The sequence below is a fragment of the Thioclava sp. JE_KL1 genome (genome assembly GCF_009296265.1).
Classification (GTDB): Bacteria; Pseudomonadota; Alphaproteobacteria; order Rhodobacterales; family Rhodobacteraceae; genus Thioclava.
On the sequence record NZ_WBJS01000007.1, the window covers coordinates 157,446 to 172,531 of the forward strand.

Sequence of the window (15,086 nt, forward strand, 5' to 3'; positions counted from 1 at the left end):
CTTGACTTAACGGGAGCGTCACCGGAGATTTAGCAAGAATTTCAGGAAACGGCGGCTGTCGGTGAAAGACCGCAGGGCGCGAAACACACGGACAAAGAATAATGACGATCATCCTTGGCCTATTGGCCGTCGTGGGCCTCGTGTTCGGTGGCTTCCTTCTCTCCGGCGGCAGTATGGACGTTCTCATCCACGCTCTGCCTTTCGAAGGGATGATGATCGGCGGCGCGGCCTTGGGCTCTTTCCTGATCGCGAACTCGTTCAGCATGATCCGCCGCTCGGGGCGCGGGCTTGTGAAAGTGATGAAGGGCAGCCAGTGGAAGACGGCGGATTACACCGATCTGCTCAATCTGCTGTTCGAACTGTCGCGGCTTTATCGCAACAAGGGGATCATCGCGCTCGACTCGCATATCGAATCCCCGGAAGAGAGCGAAATCTTCGGTCGCTATCCGCGCATCCTGAAGGACCATTTCGCGATCCAGCTGATTACCGACAGCTTCCGGATGCTGGCGATGAACTTCGATGACAAGTACCAGACCGAGGATGTCATCAACCGCAAGCTCAAGAAGCATCACCGCGAGGTCATGGCACCGGCCTCGGCGCTGCAAACCGTCTCCGACGCATTGCCCGCCATCGGCATCATCGCGGCCGTTCTGGGCGTGATCAAAACGATGGGGGCGATCGACCAGCCGCCGGAAATTCTGGGCGGCATGATCGGCGGTGCGCTCGTCGGTACCTTCCTCGGCGTGTTCCTTGCCTATTGCTTCGTGCAGCCGATGTCCGGGCGTCTGCGCCAGATCGAGGAAGAGGATTCCGCATTCTATGCCGTGATCCGCGATATTTTCGTGGCGCTGGTGAGCGACCACCCGCCGAATATCTGCATCGAGATTGGTCGCGGCAGTATCCCCACCGTCTATCAGCCCGATTTCTACGCCGTCGAACAGGCGCAGAAAGAACTGCCACAGGCGGCGTAAACAGGCGATGGCGCGCAACCGGATCGCGGCTCTGGAGGTGATCGGGCGGCTGCGGCGGCGCGAGCTCGAAGAGCAGGCTGGCGAGCTATCGAAACTGAATGCGCAGGTTGCGCGGCTGGAAGGCGAACGCGATACGCTGACAGAGCGCGCCCGCGCCGAGCTTCACGTCACCTCGCCCGAGACCGCGCCCTATGCGGCCGGGTTTCGCGAGGCGGTGCGCGAGACGGTCTCCTGGCTCGATCAGGAAATCGGCGCGCTGAACGAGCGCCGCGTGCCGCTCGAAGACCGGATGCGAGAGCTGTTTCGAGAGGCGAAGACCTACGACACGCTTCTCGACCGTGCCCGCGCCGAACGGGCAGCGGAGCTGGCAAAGCGCGAGCAGGCACAGGCCGAAGAGCGCACGCTGCAACGCTGGCTGCGCGACAGGGACGCCGTCTGAATCTGCATTGAGGCTGGCGTCGAGAGCGACCCTGCGGCTAAGCTTTCCCTACGGCACATAAACAGAGGGAGACGCTCCGATGGAGTTCAGCGACGCAATCCGCAAATGTTTCTCGAACTACGTGACCTTCACCGGCCGCGCGGCCCGGCTCGAATTCTGGTGGTTCGTTCTGTTCATCTTTCTCGGCAACATCGTCTTCGGCATCTTGGACCGTATCCTTTTCGGTCCGATGATGATGCGGGACGATGCGTCGCTTCTTGGCGCGATCTTCTCGCTCGTCGTGTTCCTGCCCTCGCTCGCGGTGCTGGTGCGGCGGCTGCACGATATCGACCGGACCGGCTGGTGGGCTCTGATCGCGCTGATCCCGGTGATCGGGACGCTGGTCCTGCTCTTCTTTACCGTCCAGCGCGGCTCCACGGGCGGCAACCGGTTCGGGCCTCCGGCTCTGCCGCCGCATCAGATGCCGTCCTGAGGTGACATGAAAAAGGGCACCCGCGCGGGGTGCCCTTCATTCCGTCTTTGGTAGCGGTCTGCTCAGTCCAGCGCCGCATCGCACCGTTTGCAGGTGCCGGGATGCTTATGCCTGCCGACATCGGGCAGGATCTTCCAGCAGCGTTCGCATTTCTCGCCATCCGCCTTCTCGAAGACCACCGAGATGCCCGAAACTTCGGGCAGGCGGTACGCTTCCTGTGGGGCCGGATCGGCGGTCAGCGCGATATCCGAGGTGATGCAGAGATCCTCGAAGGGCACAGATTTCAGCGCCGCAAGAACGTCCGCATCCTCGACATGCACGACAGGTGCCGCCTCGAGCGAGGCCCCGATCACCTTGGCCGAGCGCTGCACTTCCAGCGCCGCCGTCACCACGCGACGGGCGCGGCGGATGCCGTCCCATTTCGCGGCAAGGCTCGCGTCGGCCCAAGCTTCGGGCGTCTCGGGGATGTCCTGCAGGTGCACCGAGGCGTCGTCGCCCGGGAAGCGCGACAGCCACACGTCTTCCGTCGTGAAGACGAGGATCGGCGCGAGCCAGGTCGTCAGGCGATGGAACAGAAGGTCCAGCACCGTGCGCGCCGCGCGGCGACGCAGGCCGTCTTCCGGGTCGCAATAGAGCGCGTCCTTGCGGATGTCGAAATAGAAGGCCGACAGGTCCACCGTGCAGAAGTTGAACAGCTGCTGGAACACGCCCTGGAAGTCGAACGCGTCATAGCCCTTGCGCACCTCGGTATCGAGCTGCGCCAGACGGTGTAGCACCCAGCGCTCCAGCTCCGGCATCTCGGCCGGATCGACGCGCTCGGCGTCGGAGAACCCGTCGAGATTGCCCAGCATGAAGCGCAGCGTGTTGCGCAGACGGCGATAGCTGTCGGCGACGCCTTTCAGGATCTCCGGGCCGATGCGCTGATCCTCGGTGAAGTCGGTCTGCGCGACCCAGAGGCGCAGGATATCCGCGCCGTATTGCTTGATGACTTCCTCGGGCACGATCGTGTTGCCCAGCGATTTGGACATCTTCATGCCCTTCTCGTCGAGCGTGAACCCGTGCGTCACCACGTTGCGATAGGGCGCGCGGCCTTTCGTGGCGCAGGCCTGAAGCAGCGAGGAGTGGAACCAGCCGCGGTGCTGGTCGGTGCCCTCAAGGTAGACATCGGCGATGCCATCCTCGGTGCCGTCTGCGCGGTCGCGCAGCACGAAAGCATGGGTGGACCCGCTGTCGAACCACACGTCGAGCACGTCGAAGACCTGCTCGTAATCGTCGGGGTTCACCAGACCTTCGAGAACCTTCGCTTTGAAGCCGTCCTCATACCACGCATCCGCGCCCTCGGTCTCGAAGGCGGCGATGACGCGGGCGTTGGCTTCGGCATTGCGCAGCAGGAAGTCCTCGTCGGTGGGCTTGGCGCCCTTCTTGACGAAGCAGGTCAGCGGCACGCCCCAGGCGCGCTGACGGCTCAGCACCCAGTCGGGACGGTTCTCGATCATCGAATGCAGGCGGTTCTTGCCCTTCTCGGGCGTGAAGGTCACCAGCTCCTCGATCGAGGTCAGCGCGCGCTTGCGGATCGTGTCGCCATAGGTGCCCATGCCATCGTCGAGCGTGTGGTCGATCGCTGCGAACCATTGCGGCGTGTTGCGATAGATCAGCGGTGCTTTCGAGCGCCAGCTATGCGGGTAGGAGTGCTTGATCTTGCCCTTGGCGAGAAGCGCACCGGCCCAAGCGAGCTGCTTGATGTTCGACACGTTCGCGGGGCCGTCCTTGCCGTCCGCCGCGACGATCGCCTCGCCGCCGAACAGCGGCAGATCCTTGCGGTAGGTGCCGTCGGGTTCGACATTGTAGGTCATCGGCAGACCGAACTTAAGGCCCATCTGATAGTCGTCGTCACCATGCGACGGCGCGGTGTGCACGAAGCCGGTCCCGGCGTCGTCGGTCACGTGATCGCCCGGCAGGACCGGCACGTCGAAATCCCATTCGCCATTCGCGCCGTCGACGCCGGCATAGGGGTGCGACAGGGTCAGCCCTTCCAGCTCCGCTGCCGACACGTCGCGCACGCGGGTGAAGCTCTCGACCTTCGCCTGATCCATCACCGATTGCGCCAGCGCATCGGCCATCAGCAGCAACTCGCCTTCTTCGGCGGTCGATTTCTCGCCCAGCGTATCGACCCGGTAAAGGCCGTAGGCGATGCCCGGATGGAAGGACACGGCGCGGTTCTGCGGGATCGTCCACGGCGTCGTGGTCCAGATCACGATGCTCGCCTCGTGCAACTGATCGGCCAGCAGCGCCTGATCGGCCGCATCATACTCGACCGCATCCTCGGTCGGCATCGCAGCGTTGCCGCCCCGGCGCACCTTGAAGCGCACCCAGATCGTGTGGCTGGTGTGGTCGTGATACTCGACCTCGGCCTCGGCCAGCGCGGTCTTCTCGACCGGCGACCACATCACTGGCTTGGAGCCCTGATAGAGTGTGCCGTTCATCAGGAACTTCATGAACTCCTCGGCGATCACCGCCTCGGCATGGTAGTTCATGGTCAGATACGGATCGGCCCAGTTGCCATAGACGCCCAGACGCTTGAATTCCTCGCGCTGGATTTCGACCCAGTTCTCGGCAAAGGCGCGGCATTCGCGGCGGAAATCCACCACGTCGACAGCATCTTTGTCGAGACCCTTGGCACGATACTGCTCTTCGATCTTCCACTCGATCGGCAGGCCGTGGCAGTCCCAGCCCGGCACGTAACGCGCATCGCGGCCCATCATCTGCTGCGAGCGGGTGATGAAGTCCTTCAGGATCTTGTTGAGCGCGTGACCGATATGCAGATGGCCGTTCGCATAGGGAGGGCCGTCATGGAGCACGAAGCTCGGGCGGTTGTCCTTCGCGGCCTTCTCGCGCAGGCGATCATAGACGCCGATCTCCTCCCAGCGCGCCAGCCAATCGGGCTCGCGCATGGGCAGGCCCGCGCGCATCGGGAAATCGGTTTTCGGCAGGAAGACGGTGCCGCGATAATCGGGGGCGGTCGTCTCGGTGGTCTGGTCGGAACTCATGGAATTGTCGTCCTTGGGAAAGGGAAGGGCGTGCGCGCGCACGCCTCGGGGCTTGGCGCAATATCCCGGCTACCCTGACGCGTCAGAGCGCCGGGCAGGTAATTCGCGGATATGCAGCCAGCAAGAACATGCCGCCCTTATAGGCGCGCGACCGCAGGGCGGCAAGCGCAGATCAGGAAGGGCTGCCGCCCGTCACTGTGGGGGAGCGAGATGCCGAAGAAGAGGGGGCGCTGCCCCCACGCCCTGTCGGGCGCTCCCCCGGGATATTTGTGCCACGCCGAAATGCCGCTGCAGGCAAGAGCCGGGGAGGCGCGGCAGAGGGGTTGGCCCCTTTCCCCCTCCGTCGTGATCTCTTAGGGTCAGGGCGAAGCGAGGGAGGCGGCATGTCGGAACAGGCAGAGATCACGGGCGAAATGGTGGAGCAGCTCTTCCGGCGTTCCTCCGACGAGTATCTGTTCGCGCGCTGGGGGCGCCCGGTCGTGCCGGTGGTCTTCGGGGTCGAGGCTGCGACGCTGGCGACCGTGAAAGGCGCGGTCGAGGCGGTGGTCGCGCTGGCCGGGCACAAGATGGCCGAGACCGATCCCGAGCTCGGTGCGAACCTGATGATCTTCTTCTTCCGTGACTGGCAGGAATTGCTCGAGGTGCCCAATCTCGATCATCTGATCGACGGGCTGCAGGATCTGGTGATCCGGCTCGACGATCAAGGCGCGAACCAGTATCGCGTCTTCCGCTTCGACAAGGACGGCGCGATCCGGGCCTGTTTCGCCTTCGTGCGGATGGATGCCGGGCTCGACGAGGTGCCCGCCGAGGTGATCGCGCTGAGCCAGGCGGTGCAGATGATCCTGCTCTGGTCCGACAAGGCCTTCGTGAAGCGCTCGCCGCTGGCGGTGGCGCGCGGGGTGACCGTACTGCGCCCCGAGATCGCGGCGATCATTGCGGCGGGCTACGATCCGACGATGCCGGCGGTTGCCAAAGATCCGAGCCACGCGCTGCGCCTTGCCGCCCGCGCAGGTCTGCGTCAGGGCGAGGCCGCAGAGGCGGTGCGGGAATTGTCGCGCGAAGTGGGCGAGGCAGAGCCGGACGATCAGGAGAACGAGAATGGCGCATGAGTTTCCGATCCGGGTCTATTACGAGGACACCGATCTTGCGGGGATCGTCTATTACGCCAATTACCTGAAGTTCATCGAGCGCGGGCGGTCCGAATTCGTCCGCGCGCTGGGCGTGGATCAGGTCGCGCTGAAGGCCGATCACGGCGTGGTCTTCGCGGTGCGCCGGGTCGAGGCCGACTATCTGCGCCCCGCGAAATTCGACGACGAGCTGGTGGTCACGACCGATCTGGTGGCCGAAACGGGCGCGCGTTTCGTGATGGAGCAGACGGTGCAGCGCGACGGCGAGGTGCTGTTCACCGCGCAGGTCACCATCGTCTGTCTCAATGAGGCGGGCGCGGCTCAGCGGCTTCCCGCCGATATTCGCCGGAAACTGGCCCCGAAACTGCACTGAAAAGCGGCGGGGTTTCGCCGGTTACATTGTTGTTATGGCGTTCCCCTTACTGCTGATATAGAATCGCTGGTAATCAGAGGCCCGATAACGTGGCCCCAACCGGCGAGCAGTACCTATGGACCAATCTTCGCTTGCGATGGCGCAGGAGATCGACTTCTCCCTGCTTGCGCTCTTTCTGCGCGCATCGCTGACCGTCAAACTCGTGATGATCATTCTCGTGGTGGCCAGCTTCTGGTCCTGGGCGATCATCATCCGCAAATTCATCGCCTATCGCGCGGCGCGCTCCGAGGCGGAAGCCTTCGACCGGGCCTTCTGGTCGGGAGAGCCGCTCGATGAGCTGTTCGACCAGATCGGCCCCGCGCCCGAGGGCGCGAGCCAGAAGATCTTCGCCGCCGGCATGCTGGAATGGCGTCGCTCGCACCGTCAGGACGGCGCGCTGATCACCGGCGCGCAGGCGCGGATCGAACGCTCGATGGATGTCGCGATCCAGAAAGCCACCGAGAACCTCAATTACGGGCTGAATTTCCTTGCGACCGTGGGCTCGATCTCGCCCTTCGTGGGTTTGTTCGGCACGGTCTGGGGGATCAAGGTCGCCTTCGAGGAGATCGCGATCTCGCAGAACACCTCGCTCGCCGTTGTGGCACCCGGCATCTCGGAAGCGCTTGTCGCGACCGCGCTGGGTCTGCTCGCGGCAATCCCGGCGGTGATCTTCTACAACAAGCTGTCGTCCGATGCCGATCGTATCGCGGGCAACTACGAGGCCTTCGCGGACGAGTTCTCGACCATCCTGTCGCGCCAGTTGGATAGCTGATCATGGGCGCGGGTGTTGCAAAACGCGGATCGGGCGGATCGCGGCGCCGCAGGAGCGGGCGGGGCCGTCATGCCGCGATGAGCGAGATCAACGTCACGCCAATGGTCGACGTGATGCTGGTGCTCTTGGTGATCTTCATGGTCGCCGCGCCGATGATGACGGTGGGCGTGCCGCTGGAGCTGCCGAAGACGGCGGCCAAGGCCGTGCCGACCGAGCAGGAAACGCCGCTGACGATCTCGCTTCAGGCGGACGGGAAAGTCTCGTTGATGAACTCGGAAGTGCCGCAGGATCAGCTGATCGACCGTCTCAAGGCGATCTCGGCCGAGCGTAACAGCAACAAGGTCTTCCTGCGCGCTGACGGCAAGATTTCCTATTCTCAGGTGGTGCAGGTGATGGGCGCGCTCAACGGCGCGGGGTTCTCGAACATCACGCTCGTCACCGATACCGGAGGGCCGCAATTGACGGCGCCTGCGGGGAACTGAGCCCAGGGGGCAGCATCGCATGAACCGTGCGGACAAGATCGGTTACGGCCTGTCGGGCGCGCTGCATGTGGGCGTGCTCTTCTGGGTCATTGCCGGGGGGCAGTGGTTCTTCCCGAAGCCGAACGAGCCGGTGGTGATCAGCCAGGTCGCGGTGATGTCCGAGCAGGACTTCAACACGATGATGGCCTCGGCGCCGAAGGATGCGCCGCAGCCGACGCCGGATTCGGTCGCGCCCACGGCGCCCGATACGCCCGCCGAGACGACACCGCCGCCCGAGACGCCCGCGCCTGAGCCGCAGGCCAAGCCGGAACCCGAGCCGCAGGCGATGCAGCAGCCCGATCCGGCCCCTGATGCGCAGCCCGACGTCTCGGCCCTGCAAGAGCCGACGCCGCCCGCCGAGGTGAGCGACACGCCGCCCGAAATCGTGCCGCCGGTCGAGGAGCCCTCGCCGACGGTCACGCCCGACATCTCTCCCGCGCCGAAGCCGAAACAGGCGCCGCGCGTGGCACCGACCCCTGCGCCCGAGCCGCCGCCCGAAGCGAAGGTCGATCCGCAGGCGCAGCCGCAAGAGGCGCCCAAACCCGCCGATACGCCCGATCAGCCGGTTGAGAAGCCGAAGGAGGCGACCGCGCCGCCGGAAGCTTCGACCGAGATCGTGACCGAAGCGAACAAGACCGAAGACAAGCCGGAAAGCTCTGCGCCGCTGGCCTCGCCGCGTCCGAGCGCCAAGCCGAAACCGCCTGCGCCGAAAGAGACGCAGACGGCCGCCGCGCCCGCCGAGAAGAAGCCTGCCGAGCCGAAACCGGCAGAAACCAAGCCCGCGCCGAGCGAGCCGAAGAAAGTCGACAGCGCCTCGGTCAACGATGCGCTCGCGGCAGCCTTGGGTGGCGAGGGCACGGGCGGCACCGGCTCTGCGCCGACGGGGCCGCCGATCACCGCGGGCGAGAAAGACGCGCTGATCGTCGACATCAAGCAATGCTGGAACACCGGTGCGCTCAGCTCGGATGCGCTGCGAACCACGGTGACGCTGTCGGTCGACATGCAGCCTGATGGCCACCCGATCATCTCCTCGATCAAGCTGGTCGGGGCGACGGGCGGCACCGGCAACGCGGTCGATCAGGCTTTCGAGGCCGGGCGTCGCGCTATCGTTCTGTGCGGCTCGGACGGCTTCCCGCTGCCGCCGGAGAAATACGACCGCTGGAAAACGATCACCATCGACTTCAATCCCGAAAAAATGAGGATGAAATGACGGTGGATCGGCGAGTTTCCGCGCGGTGTCATGGGGTTGTGATGCACGATCGTGCCGCAGCGCGTTACAAACCGGGCAAGACCCGGAAAGGGAGTGTGTGACATGATGCGTTTCGTTCTCAGTTTGCTGGCGGCTGTGATGCTGGCACCCATCGCCGCAACCGCGCAGGATTCCGAACCGCTGCATATCGAGATCACCGACGGTGTGATCGAGCCGATGCCGTTCGCGATCGCGGGGTTCATCCCCGAAACTCAAGAAGCGGGCCAGATGGCGAGCCAGATCACGCAGGTGATCTCGAGCGACCTGACGGGAACGGGCCTTTTCCGCGAAATCCCGAAATCCGCCTATATCCAAAACGTGTCGAGCTTCGATACGCCGGTGAAATATTCCGACTGGCAGGCGATCAACGCGCAGGCGTTGGTCGTGGGCTCGGTCGGGATGCAGGGCGGCAAGGTGGTCGTGAAGTTCCGCCTCTTCGACGTGTTCTCCGGACAGCAGATGGGCGACGGGCAGCAGCTTGCAGCCTCGCCGGCAAGCTGGCGGCGTCTGGCGCACAAGGTCTCGGACGTGATCTATTCGCGCATCACGGGCGAGGGGCCGTATTTCGACAGCCGCGTGGTCTTCGTCTCGGAAAGCGGGCCGAAGGACAACCGCCAGAAACGGCTCGCCGTGATGGATTACGACGGCGCGAACGTGACCTATCTCACCGATGCCTCGACCATCGTGCTCGCGCCGCGCTTCTCGCGTGACGGCACTAAGGTGCTGTTCACCACCTTCGAGACGGGCTTCCCGCGCATCAAGATGCTCGACGTGGCCACCGCCTCGGCGCGGCTTCTGCCGGAAGTGCCCGGCACTATGACCTTCGCGCCGCGCTTCTCGCCCGATGGCACGAAGATCGTCTATTCGATGGAGCAGAACGGTAATACCGACCTGTGGATGATGAATATCAGCTCGGGGCAGACCCAGCGCCTGACGACCTCGCCTGCGATCGAAACTTCGCCCAGCTTCTCGCCAGACGGTTCGCGGATCGTGTTCGAATCCGACCGCTCGGGCACGCAGCAGCTCTATATCATGCCCGCGAGCGGCGGTGACGCGACGCGGATCAGCTTCGGCGACGGGCGCTATTCGACCCCCGTTTGGTCGCCGCGCGGCGACATGATCGCCTTCACCAAGCAGAACCAGGGCCGTTTCCATATCGGCGTGATGCGTACCGACGGCTCGGAAGAGCGCCTGCTGACCTCGTCCTTCCTCGACGAGGGCCCGACCTGGTCGCCCAATGGCCGCGTGATCATGTTTACCCGGGAGAGCCCCGGCGCCGAAGGTTCGGCCTCGCTCTATTCGGTCGACATCTCCGGGCGCAACCTGAAGAAAGTCTCCACGCCGGGCGCCGCATCGGACCCGGCCTGGTCGCCGCTTCTGCCCTGAGGGCGGATTAACAAGCGTTAGAGAAACTGGTAGGCTCGCCCGCAATGGGCAGATCAACAAAGGCGGAACCAATGAATTTTGCAGTGAAGGCCGTGTTGGCCATCTCGATGCTGGGCCTCGCGGCCTGTTCGAACCCCGATCAATACGGCTCCGGCGCGACCGGTCCCGGCGGCGCGCTCGGCCCGGGCGGCGCTGGCATGGACGGCGTAAGCCAAGGCGGGATCAACGACCCGAACTCGCCGGCCTATTTCAGCCAGACCATCGGCGACATGGTGCACTTCATGGTTGACCAGTCGACCCTGACCGACACCGCCCGCGGCATCCTGACCCAGCAGGCAAGCTGGCTGGTGAGCCATCCGAGCTACACTGCAATCATCGAAGGCCACGCCGACGAGCAGGGCACCCGCGAATACAACCTCGCGCTCGGCGCACGCCGTGCCTCGGCCGTACAGGAATACCTGATCAGCCAGGGCGTGGCCGGCAACCGTCTGCGCACGGTCTCCTACGGCAAGGAACGCCCCCTGGCGATCTGCTCCACTGAGGAGTGCTACCAGAAAAACCGTCGCGCGGTGACGGTGATCTCGCAATCGGCGGTCGGGAGCTGATCGCGATGCTGAGAGCTTTGCTTCTCGGCGCGGCTGTTCTGGCAGCCGCGCCCGCGCTGGCTCAGGACGCGAACCGCGCCCAGACGCTGGCGGATATCAAGACCGAACTGGGTCAGCTTCAGACCGAGATCGACAGCCTGCGCCAAGAGCTGAAATCCTCTGGCCAGGCTGGGCTGCAGAAAGCGGGTGGCGATTCCGCTCTGCAGCGCATGGACTCGATGGAGCTGTCGCTGACGCATATGACCGACCGCGTCGAAGAACTGGAAAACAAGATCAACCGCGTCGTCGCCGATGGCACGAAGCGGATCGGCGATCTGAATTTCCGGGTCTGCGAGATGGAAGAGAACTGCGACATCTCGAAGCTGGGCATGGCCAAGCCGCTGGGAGGCGACGCACCGACCAATGCGCCCTCGGTCACCGGCCCTGCGCCGGATTCGACGCCCGGCCCCGATCTCGCGATCAACGAGAAATCGGATTTCGAAGCGGGCAAGAAAGCCTATGAGGATGGCGATTACGCCTCGGCGGCCGATCTTCTCACGACCTTCCGGCAGACCTATCCCGGTTCTCCGTTGACCAGCGACGCGATGTATTATCGCGGTCTCGCGCTGCAAAAGCAGGGCGACGAGGCGGGTGCTGCACGGGCATGGCTCGACGGGTTCTCCGCCGATCCGAAAGGGTCGCGGGCGGCGGACAACCTGCTGTCGCTCGGCAAGGCGCTGGGGCAGCTCGGTCAGCAGAGCGAGGCCTGCACCACGCTGGGTCAGGTGAGCGCACGCTTCCCGGGCTCATCGGCGGCGGGCGAGGCGCAGAGCGCGCAGCAATCGCTGGGATGCCAGTGAGCGCGCTCCGGTGACGCTGGACGACATCGCAAGACACGGTTTTGACCCCGATGCGCCCCGGCGCGTCGGGGTTGCCGTTTCCGGGGGCTCGGATTCGATGGCGACGCTGGTGCTGCTGGCTGAGCATTTCGACGTCGCCGCGGTGACGGTGGATCACGGGCTGCGCCCCGAGGCCGCCGACGAGGCTGCCTTTGTCGGGCGGTTCTGTGAGACACGTGGTATTACACACTCAGTTCTCCGCTGGGACGGCACCACCGCCGAGGGCAACCTGATGGATGCTGCGCGCCGGGCGCGTCTGCGGCTGATCGGCGCTTGGGCACGCGAAAACGGGATTGCCCATGTCGCGCTGGGGCATACCGCCAACGATCAGGCCGAGACCTTCCTGATGCGGCTCGCCCGCGAGGCGGGGTTGGAGGGGCTGTCAGGCATGCGTCCGCGGTTCGAGGCCGAGGGCGTAACATGGCATCGTCCGTTTCTTTGCCAGACACGCAAGTCGTTGCGCGACCATCTGCGCGCGGAAGGCATCATGTGGATCGACGACCCCTCCAACGCGAATGACCGCTTCGACCGGGTCAAGGCGCGTCAGGCGCTCGGGGTGCTCGCGCCTTTGGGCGTCGATGCGCAGGCGATCGCCGGGGTCACGGCGAACCTCTCGGCTGCGAATGCGGCACTGCACCGGCTGCTGTTGGCGGAGGTCGCACGTCACGTCTCCGAGCTGTCGGGCGATCTGCTGATCGATGCCACCGGCTTCGCCGCGATGGATCCGGAATTGCAACGTCGCCTGATCGTGGCGGCGCTGCGCTGGGTCTCGGGGGCGGAGTATGCGCCACGCGCGGCGAAGGTGCAGAGCCTGCTCTCGGAGATCGCACTGCCCGGCGACCGCACCCTGCATGGCTGCCGCATCACTTCCGGCAAAGACGCGATCCGCATCACCCGCGAGGCGCAGGCCGTGGCCGATCTGCACGTGGCTGTCGAAGCTGGCGCCGCGCTTTGGGACCGTTGGGAGCTCACCGGGCCCGCAGCCGACGTGGCGGAAGTCGCGGCGCTGGAGGAGGCGGGATTGCGCCAATGCCCCGACTGGCGCGACACCGGCCTTCCGCGTGCCTCGCTTGCCGCAAGCCCCGCCATTTGGCGCGGCGAGACGCTTGTCGCGGCGCCGATCGCGGGCTTTGGCGCAGGCTGGCGGGCGCGGATTTCCCGCGACGCATTCGCCACTTGGCTAATTCGACGTTGAACCCCGGCGCGTAATGCCTATTTTCACTGAGGAAGAGGCGGCGACCGCAGGTCAGCCGCCCGATACGATTGGAGGATATTCCTTGGGTAATGCGCGCAATCTGGCCTTTTGGGCGGTGCTGTTCCTGCTGATTTTAGCCCTGTTCAACCTTTTCGGTGATGGGCAATCTTCGATGAACTCGTCCCAAGCGACCTACTCGGAGTTCATGGACGCCGTCGATAAAGGCGAGGTGAAGAACGTTCGCCTCGATGGCGAAGAGGTGCGCTACCAGCTCGCCGATGGAACAAGCTTCACCACCATCAAGCCGATGGAAGATCAGATCGCAGAGAAGCTGATCGACAAGGGCATCGCGGTGAGCGTCGTAAAACAGCAGCAGTCGGGCTTCATGTCGCTGCTGGGTGTCTGGCTTCCCTTCCTCGTGCTGATCGGCATCTGGATCTTCTTCATGAACCGGATGCAGGGCGGCGGCAAAGGCGGCGCGATGGGCTTCGGCAAGTCCAAGGCGAAGCTCCTGACCGAGAAACATGGCCGCGTGACGTTCGACGACGTGGCGGGTATCGACGAAGCCAAGGAAGAGCTTGAAGAGATCGTGGAATTCCTGCGCAACCCGCAGAAATTCTCGCGCCTCGGCGGCAAGATTCCGAAAGGCGCGCTGCTGGTCGGCCCTCCGGGTACCGGTAAGACGCTTCTGGCCCGCGCCATTGCGGGCGAGGCGGGCGTGCCTTTCTTCACCATCTCGGGCTCCGACTTCGTCGAGATGTTCGTGGGTGTGGGTGCATCCCGTGTCCGCGACATGTTCGAGCAGGCCAAGAAGAACGCGCCCTGTATCGTCTTCATCGACGAGATCGACGCGGTGGGTCGTGCCCGCGGTGTCGGCATCGGCGGCGGCAATGACGAGCGCGAACAGACCCTCAACCAGCTTCTGGTCGAGATGGACGGCTTCGAGGCCAATGAAGGCATCATCATCATCGCGGCGACGAACCGTAAAGACGTGCTCGACCCCGCGCTGCTGCGTCCGGGCCGCTTCGACCGTCAGATCCACGTCCCGAACCCCGACATCAAGGGCCGTGAGAAGATCCTGACGGTTCACTCGCGCAAGGTTCCGGTGGGGCCGGATGTCGACCTGCGCACCATCGCGCGTGGTACGCCGGGCTTCTCGGGCGCCGACCTGATGAACCTCGTGAACGAAGCCGCGCTGATGGCGGCCCGCGTCGGGCGTCGTTTCGTCTCGATGGAAGATTTCGAGAACGCCAAGGACAAGGTGATGCTGGGTGTCGAGCGCCGCTCGATGGTGCTCACCCCCGAGCAGAAGGAAATGACCGCCTATCACGAGGCCGGTCACGCCATCGTCGGCCTGTCGCTGCCGAAATGCGATCCAGTCTACAAGGCCACGATCATTCCGCGCGGTCAGGCCTTGGGTATGGTCGTCTCGCTGCCCGAGATGGACAAGCTCAACTACCACAAGGACGAGGCCAAGCAGAAGATCACCATGACCATGGCAGGCAAGGCAGCCGAGATCCTGAAATGGGGCGAAGAGCATGTCTCGAACGGCCCCGCGGGCGACATTCAGCAGGCGTCGGCGATTGCCCGCGCCATGGTGATGCGCTGGGGCATGTCCGAGAAAGTCGGCAATATCGACTATGCCGAGGCACATGAGGGCTATCAGGGCAACACCGCTGGCTTCTCGGTTTCGACCAAGACGAAAGAGCTGATTGAGGAAGAGGTGCGCGGCCTCATTGAAGACGGCTACCAGGAAGCGCGCCGCATCCTGACCGAGCGGATCGAGGACTGGGAACGTCTGGCGCAAGGCCTTCTGGAATACGAAACCCTCACCGGCGACGAGATCAAGAAGGTCCTCTCCGGAGAGCCGCTGGGCGGCGACGACGATGACAGCTCCTCGGGGAGCCTGCCGTCGGTGACCGCGCTGCCCAAAACGTCCAAGAAAAAGGATCAGGGCGACGGCGGGGCGGAAACCACCCCCGAGCCTTCGGCCTGACCGCGAAGGTTCGCGA

The 15,086-nt window shown here is 64.5% G+C and carries 14 protein-coding genes; 13 read left to right on the forward strand and 1 reads right to left on the reverse strand.

Translation table 11 applies throughout. The features are described 5' to 3' along the window. The first annotated feature begins 101 nt into the window (after positions 1–101). The 3 genes from motA to F8R15_RS14840 all read left to right on the forward strand — a co-directional run bounded on the left by motA (position 102) and on the right by F8R15_RS14840 (position 1,882). Entirely contained in the window at positions 102–971 is an 870-nt protein-coding gene (gene motA / locus F8R15_RS14830; protein ID WP_078545191.1) for a flagellar motor stator protein MotA, read from the forward strand. A gap of 7 nt (positions 972–978) precedes the next feature. Next, complete coding sequence (locus F8R15_RS14835; protein ID WP_078540255.1) at positions 979–1,410, forward strand: flagellar FliJ family protein; 432 nt, start codon at positions 979–981, stop codon at positions 1,408–1,410. A gap of 79 nt (positions 1,411–1,489) precedes the next feature. Next, the gene (locus F8R15_RS14840; RefSeq protein ID WP_152845113.1) at positions 1,490–1,882 is read left to right on the forward strand and encodes a DUF805 domain-containing protein; all 393 of its coding nucleotides are present in this window, start codon (positions 1,490–1,492) and stop codon (positions 1,880–1,882) included. Between the two features lie 62 nt (positions 1,883–1,944). Here the strand turns inward: F8R15_RS14840 and ileS are convergent, their stop codons facing one another. Beyond that, a complete protein-coding gene (gene ileS / locus F8R15_RS14845) occupies positions 1,945–4,929 on the reverse strand; it encodes an isoleucine--tRNA ligase (protein WP_152845114.1) in 2,985 nt (994 codons plus the stop codon). A 413-nt stretch (positions 4,930–5,342) separates the two neighbouring features. On the opposite strand from ileS, the gene F8R15_RS14850 reads away from it, so the two are divergent. From F8R15_RS14850 to ftsH, 10 genes are all read left to right on the forward strand, one after another. Beyond that, positions 5,343–6,038: a hypothetical protein gene (locus F8R15_RS14850; protein ID WP_244176581.1), complete on the forward strand. Its 696-nt coding sequence runs from the start codon at positions 5,343–5,345 to the stop codon at positions 6,036–6,038. Further along, positions 6,028–6,429 (forward strand): tol-pal system-associated acyl-CoA thioesterase, encoded by a 402-nt coding sequence (gene ybgC / locus F8R15_RS14855; protein ID WP_078521933.1) that lies wholly within the window; start codon positions 6,028–6,030, stop codon positions 6,427–6,429. The genes F8R15_RS14850 and ybgC overlap by 11 nt, the downstream gene beginning before the upstream one ends. 115 nt (positions 6,430–6,544) lie before the next feature. Then, complete coding sequence (tolQ, locus tag F8R15_RS14860; RefSeq protein WP_078521931.1) at positions 6,545–7,240, forward strand: protein TolQ; 696 nt, start codon at positions 6,545–6,547, stop codon at positions 7,238–7,240. 2 nt (positions 7,241–7,242) lie between these two features. Beyond that, positions 7,243–7,722, forward strand: coding sequence for a protein TolR (tolR, locus tag F8R15_RS14865; RefSeq protein WP_078540251.1), 480 nt, complete (start codon positions 7,243–7,245; stop codon positions 7,720–7,722). A 19-nt stretch (positions 7,723–7,741) separates the two neighbouring features. Continuing rightward, the gene (locus F8R15_RS14870) at positions 7,742–8,971 is read left to right on the forward strand and encodes a cell envelope biogenesis protein TolA (protein WP_152845115.1); all 1,230 of its coding nucleotides are present in this window, start codon (positions 7,742–7,744) and stop codon (positions 8,969–8,971) included. Between the two features lie 102 nt (positions 8,972–9,073). Continuing rightward, positions 9,074–10,396, forward strand: coding sequence for a Tol-Pal system beta propeller repeat protein TolB (gene tolB, locus F8R15_RS14875; RefSeq protein WP_152845116.1), 1,323 nt, complete (start codon positions 9,074–9,076; stop codon positions 10,394–10,396). 71 nt (positions 10,397–10,467) lie between these two features. Further along, positions 10,468–11,001 (forward strand): peptidoglycan-associated lipoprotein Pal, encoded by a 534-nt coding sequence (gene pal / locus F8R15_RS14880; protein ID WP_078545208.1) that lies wholly within the window; start codon positions 10,468–10,470, stop codon positions 10,999–11,001. A 5-nt stretch (positions 11,002–11,006) separates the two neighbouring features. Next, entirely contained in the window at positions 11,007–11,840 is an 834-nt protein-coding gene (gene ybgF, locus F8R15_RS14885) for a tol-pal system protein YbgF (protein WP_306461405.1), read from the forward strand. A 10-nt stretch (positions 11,841–11,850) separates the two neighbouring features. Further along, complete coding sequence (gene tilS / locus F8R15_RS14890; RefSeq protein ID WP_368731059.1) at positions 11,851–13,074, forward strand: tRNA lysidine(34) synthetase TilS; 1,224 nt, start codon at positions 11,851–11,853, stop codon at positions 13,072–13,074. A gap of 82 nt (positions 13,075–13,156) precedes the next feature. Beyond that, positions 13,157–15,070: an ATP-dependent zinc metalloprotease FtsH gene (gene ftsH, locus F8R15_RS14895; RefSeq protein ID WP_078521918.1), complete on the forward strand. Its 1,914-nt coding sequence runs from the start codon at positions 13,157–13,159 to the stop codon at positions 15,068–15,070. Positions 15,071–15,086: the final 16 nt, after the last annotated feature.

Excerpts from the sequence above, each read along its gene's own strand:
- tolR (WP_078540251.1), top strand. The coding sequence starts at position 7,243 with ATGGGCGCGGGTGTTGCAAAACGCGGATCGGGCGGATCGCGGCGCCGC.
- pal (WP_078545208.1), top strand. The coding sequence starts at position 10,468 with ATGAATTTTGCAGTGAAGGCCGTGTTGGCCATCTCGATGCTGGGCCTC.
- motA (WP_078545191.1), top strand. The coding sequence starts at position 102 with ATGACGATCATCCTTGGCCTATTGGCCGTCGTGGGCCTCGTGTTCGGT.
- ileS (WP_152845114.1), bottom strand. The coding sequence starts at position 4,929 with ATGAGTTCCGACCAGACCACCGAGACGACCGCCCCCGATTATCGCGGC.
- F8R15_RS14870 (WP_152845115.1), top strand. The coding sequence starts at position 7,742 with ATGAACCGTGCGGACAAGATCGGTTACGGCCTGTCGGGCGCGCTGCAT.
- ybgC (WP_078521933.1), top strand. The coding sequence starts at position 6,028 with ATGGCGCATGAGTTTCCGATCCGGGTCTATTACGAGGACACCGATCTT.
- tolB (WP_152845116.1), top strand. The coding sequence starts at position 9,074 with ATGATGCGTTTCGTTCTCAGTTTGCTGGCGGCTGTGATGCTGGCACCC.
- ybgF (WP_306461405.1), top strand. The coding sequence starts at position 11,007 with ATGCTGAGAGCTTTGCTTCTCGGCGCGGCTGTTCTGGCAGCCGCGCCC.
- tolQ (WP_078521931.1), top strand. The coding sequence starts at position 6,545 with ATGGACCAATCTTCGCTTGCGATGGCGCAGGAGATCGACTTCTCCCTG.
- F8R15_RS14850 (WP_244176581.1), top strand. The coding sequence starts at position 5,343 with ATGGTGGAGCAGCTCTTCCGGCGTTCCTCCGACGAGTATCTGTTCGCG.
- F8R15_RS14840 (WP_152845113.1), top strand. The coding sequence starts at position 1,490 with ATGGAGTTCAGCGACGCAATCCGCAAATGTTTCTCGAACTACGTGACC.
- F8R15_RS14835 (WP_078540255.1), top strand. The coding sequence starts at position 979 with ATGGCGCGCAACCGGATCGCGGCTCTGGAGGTGATCGGGCGGCTGCGG.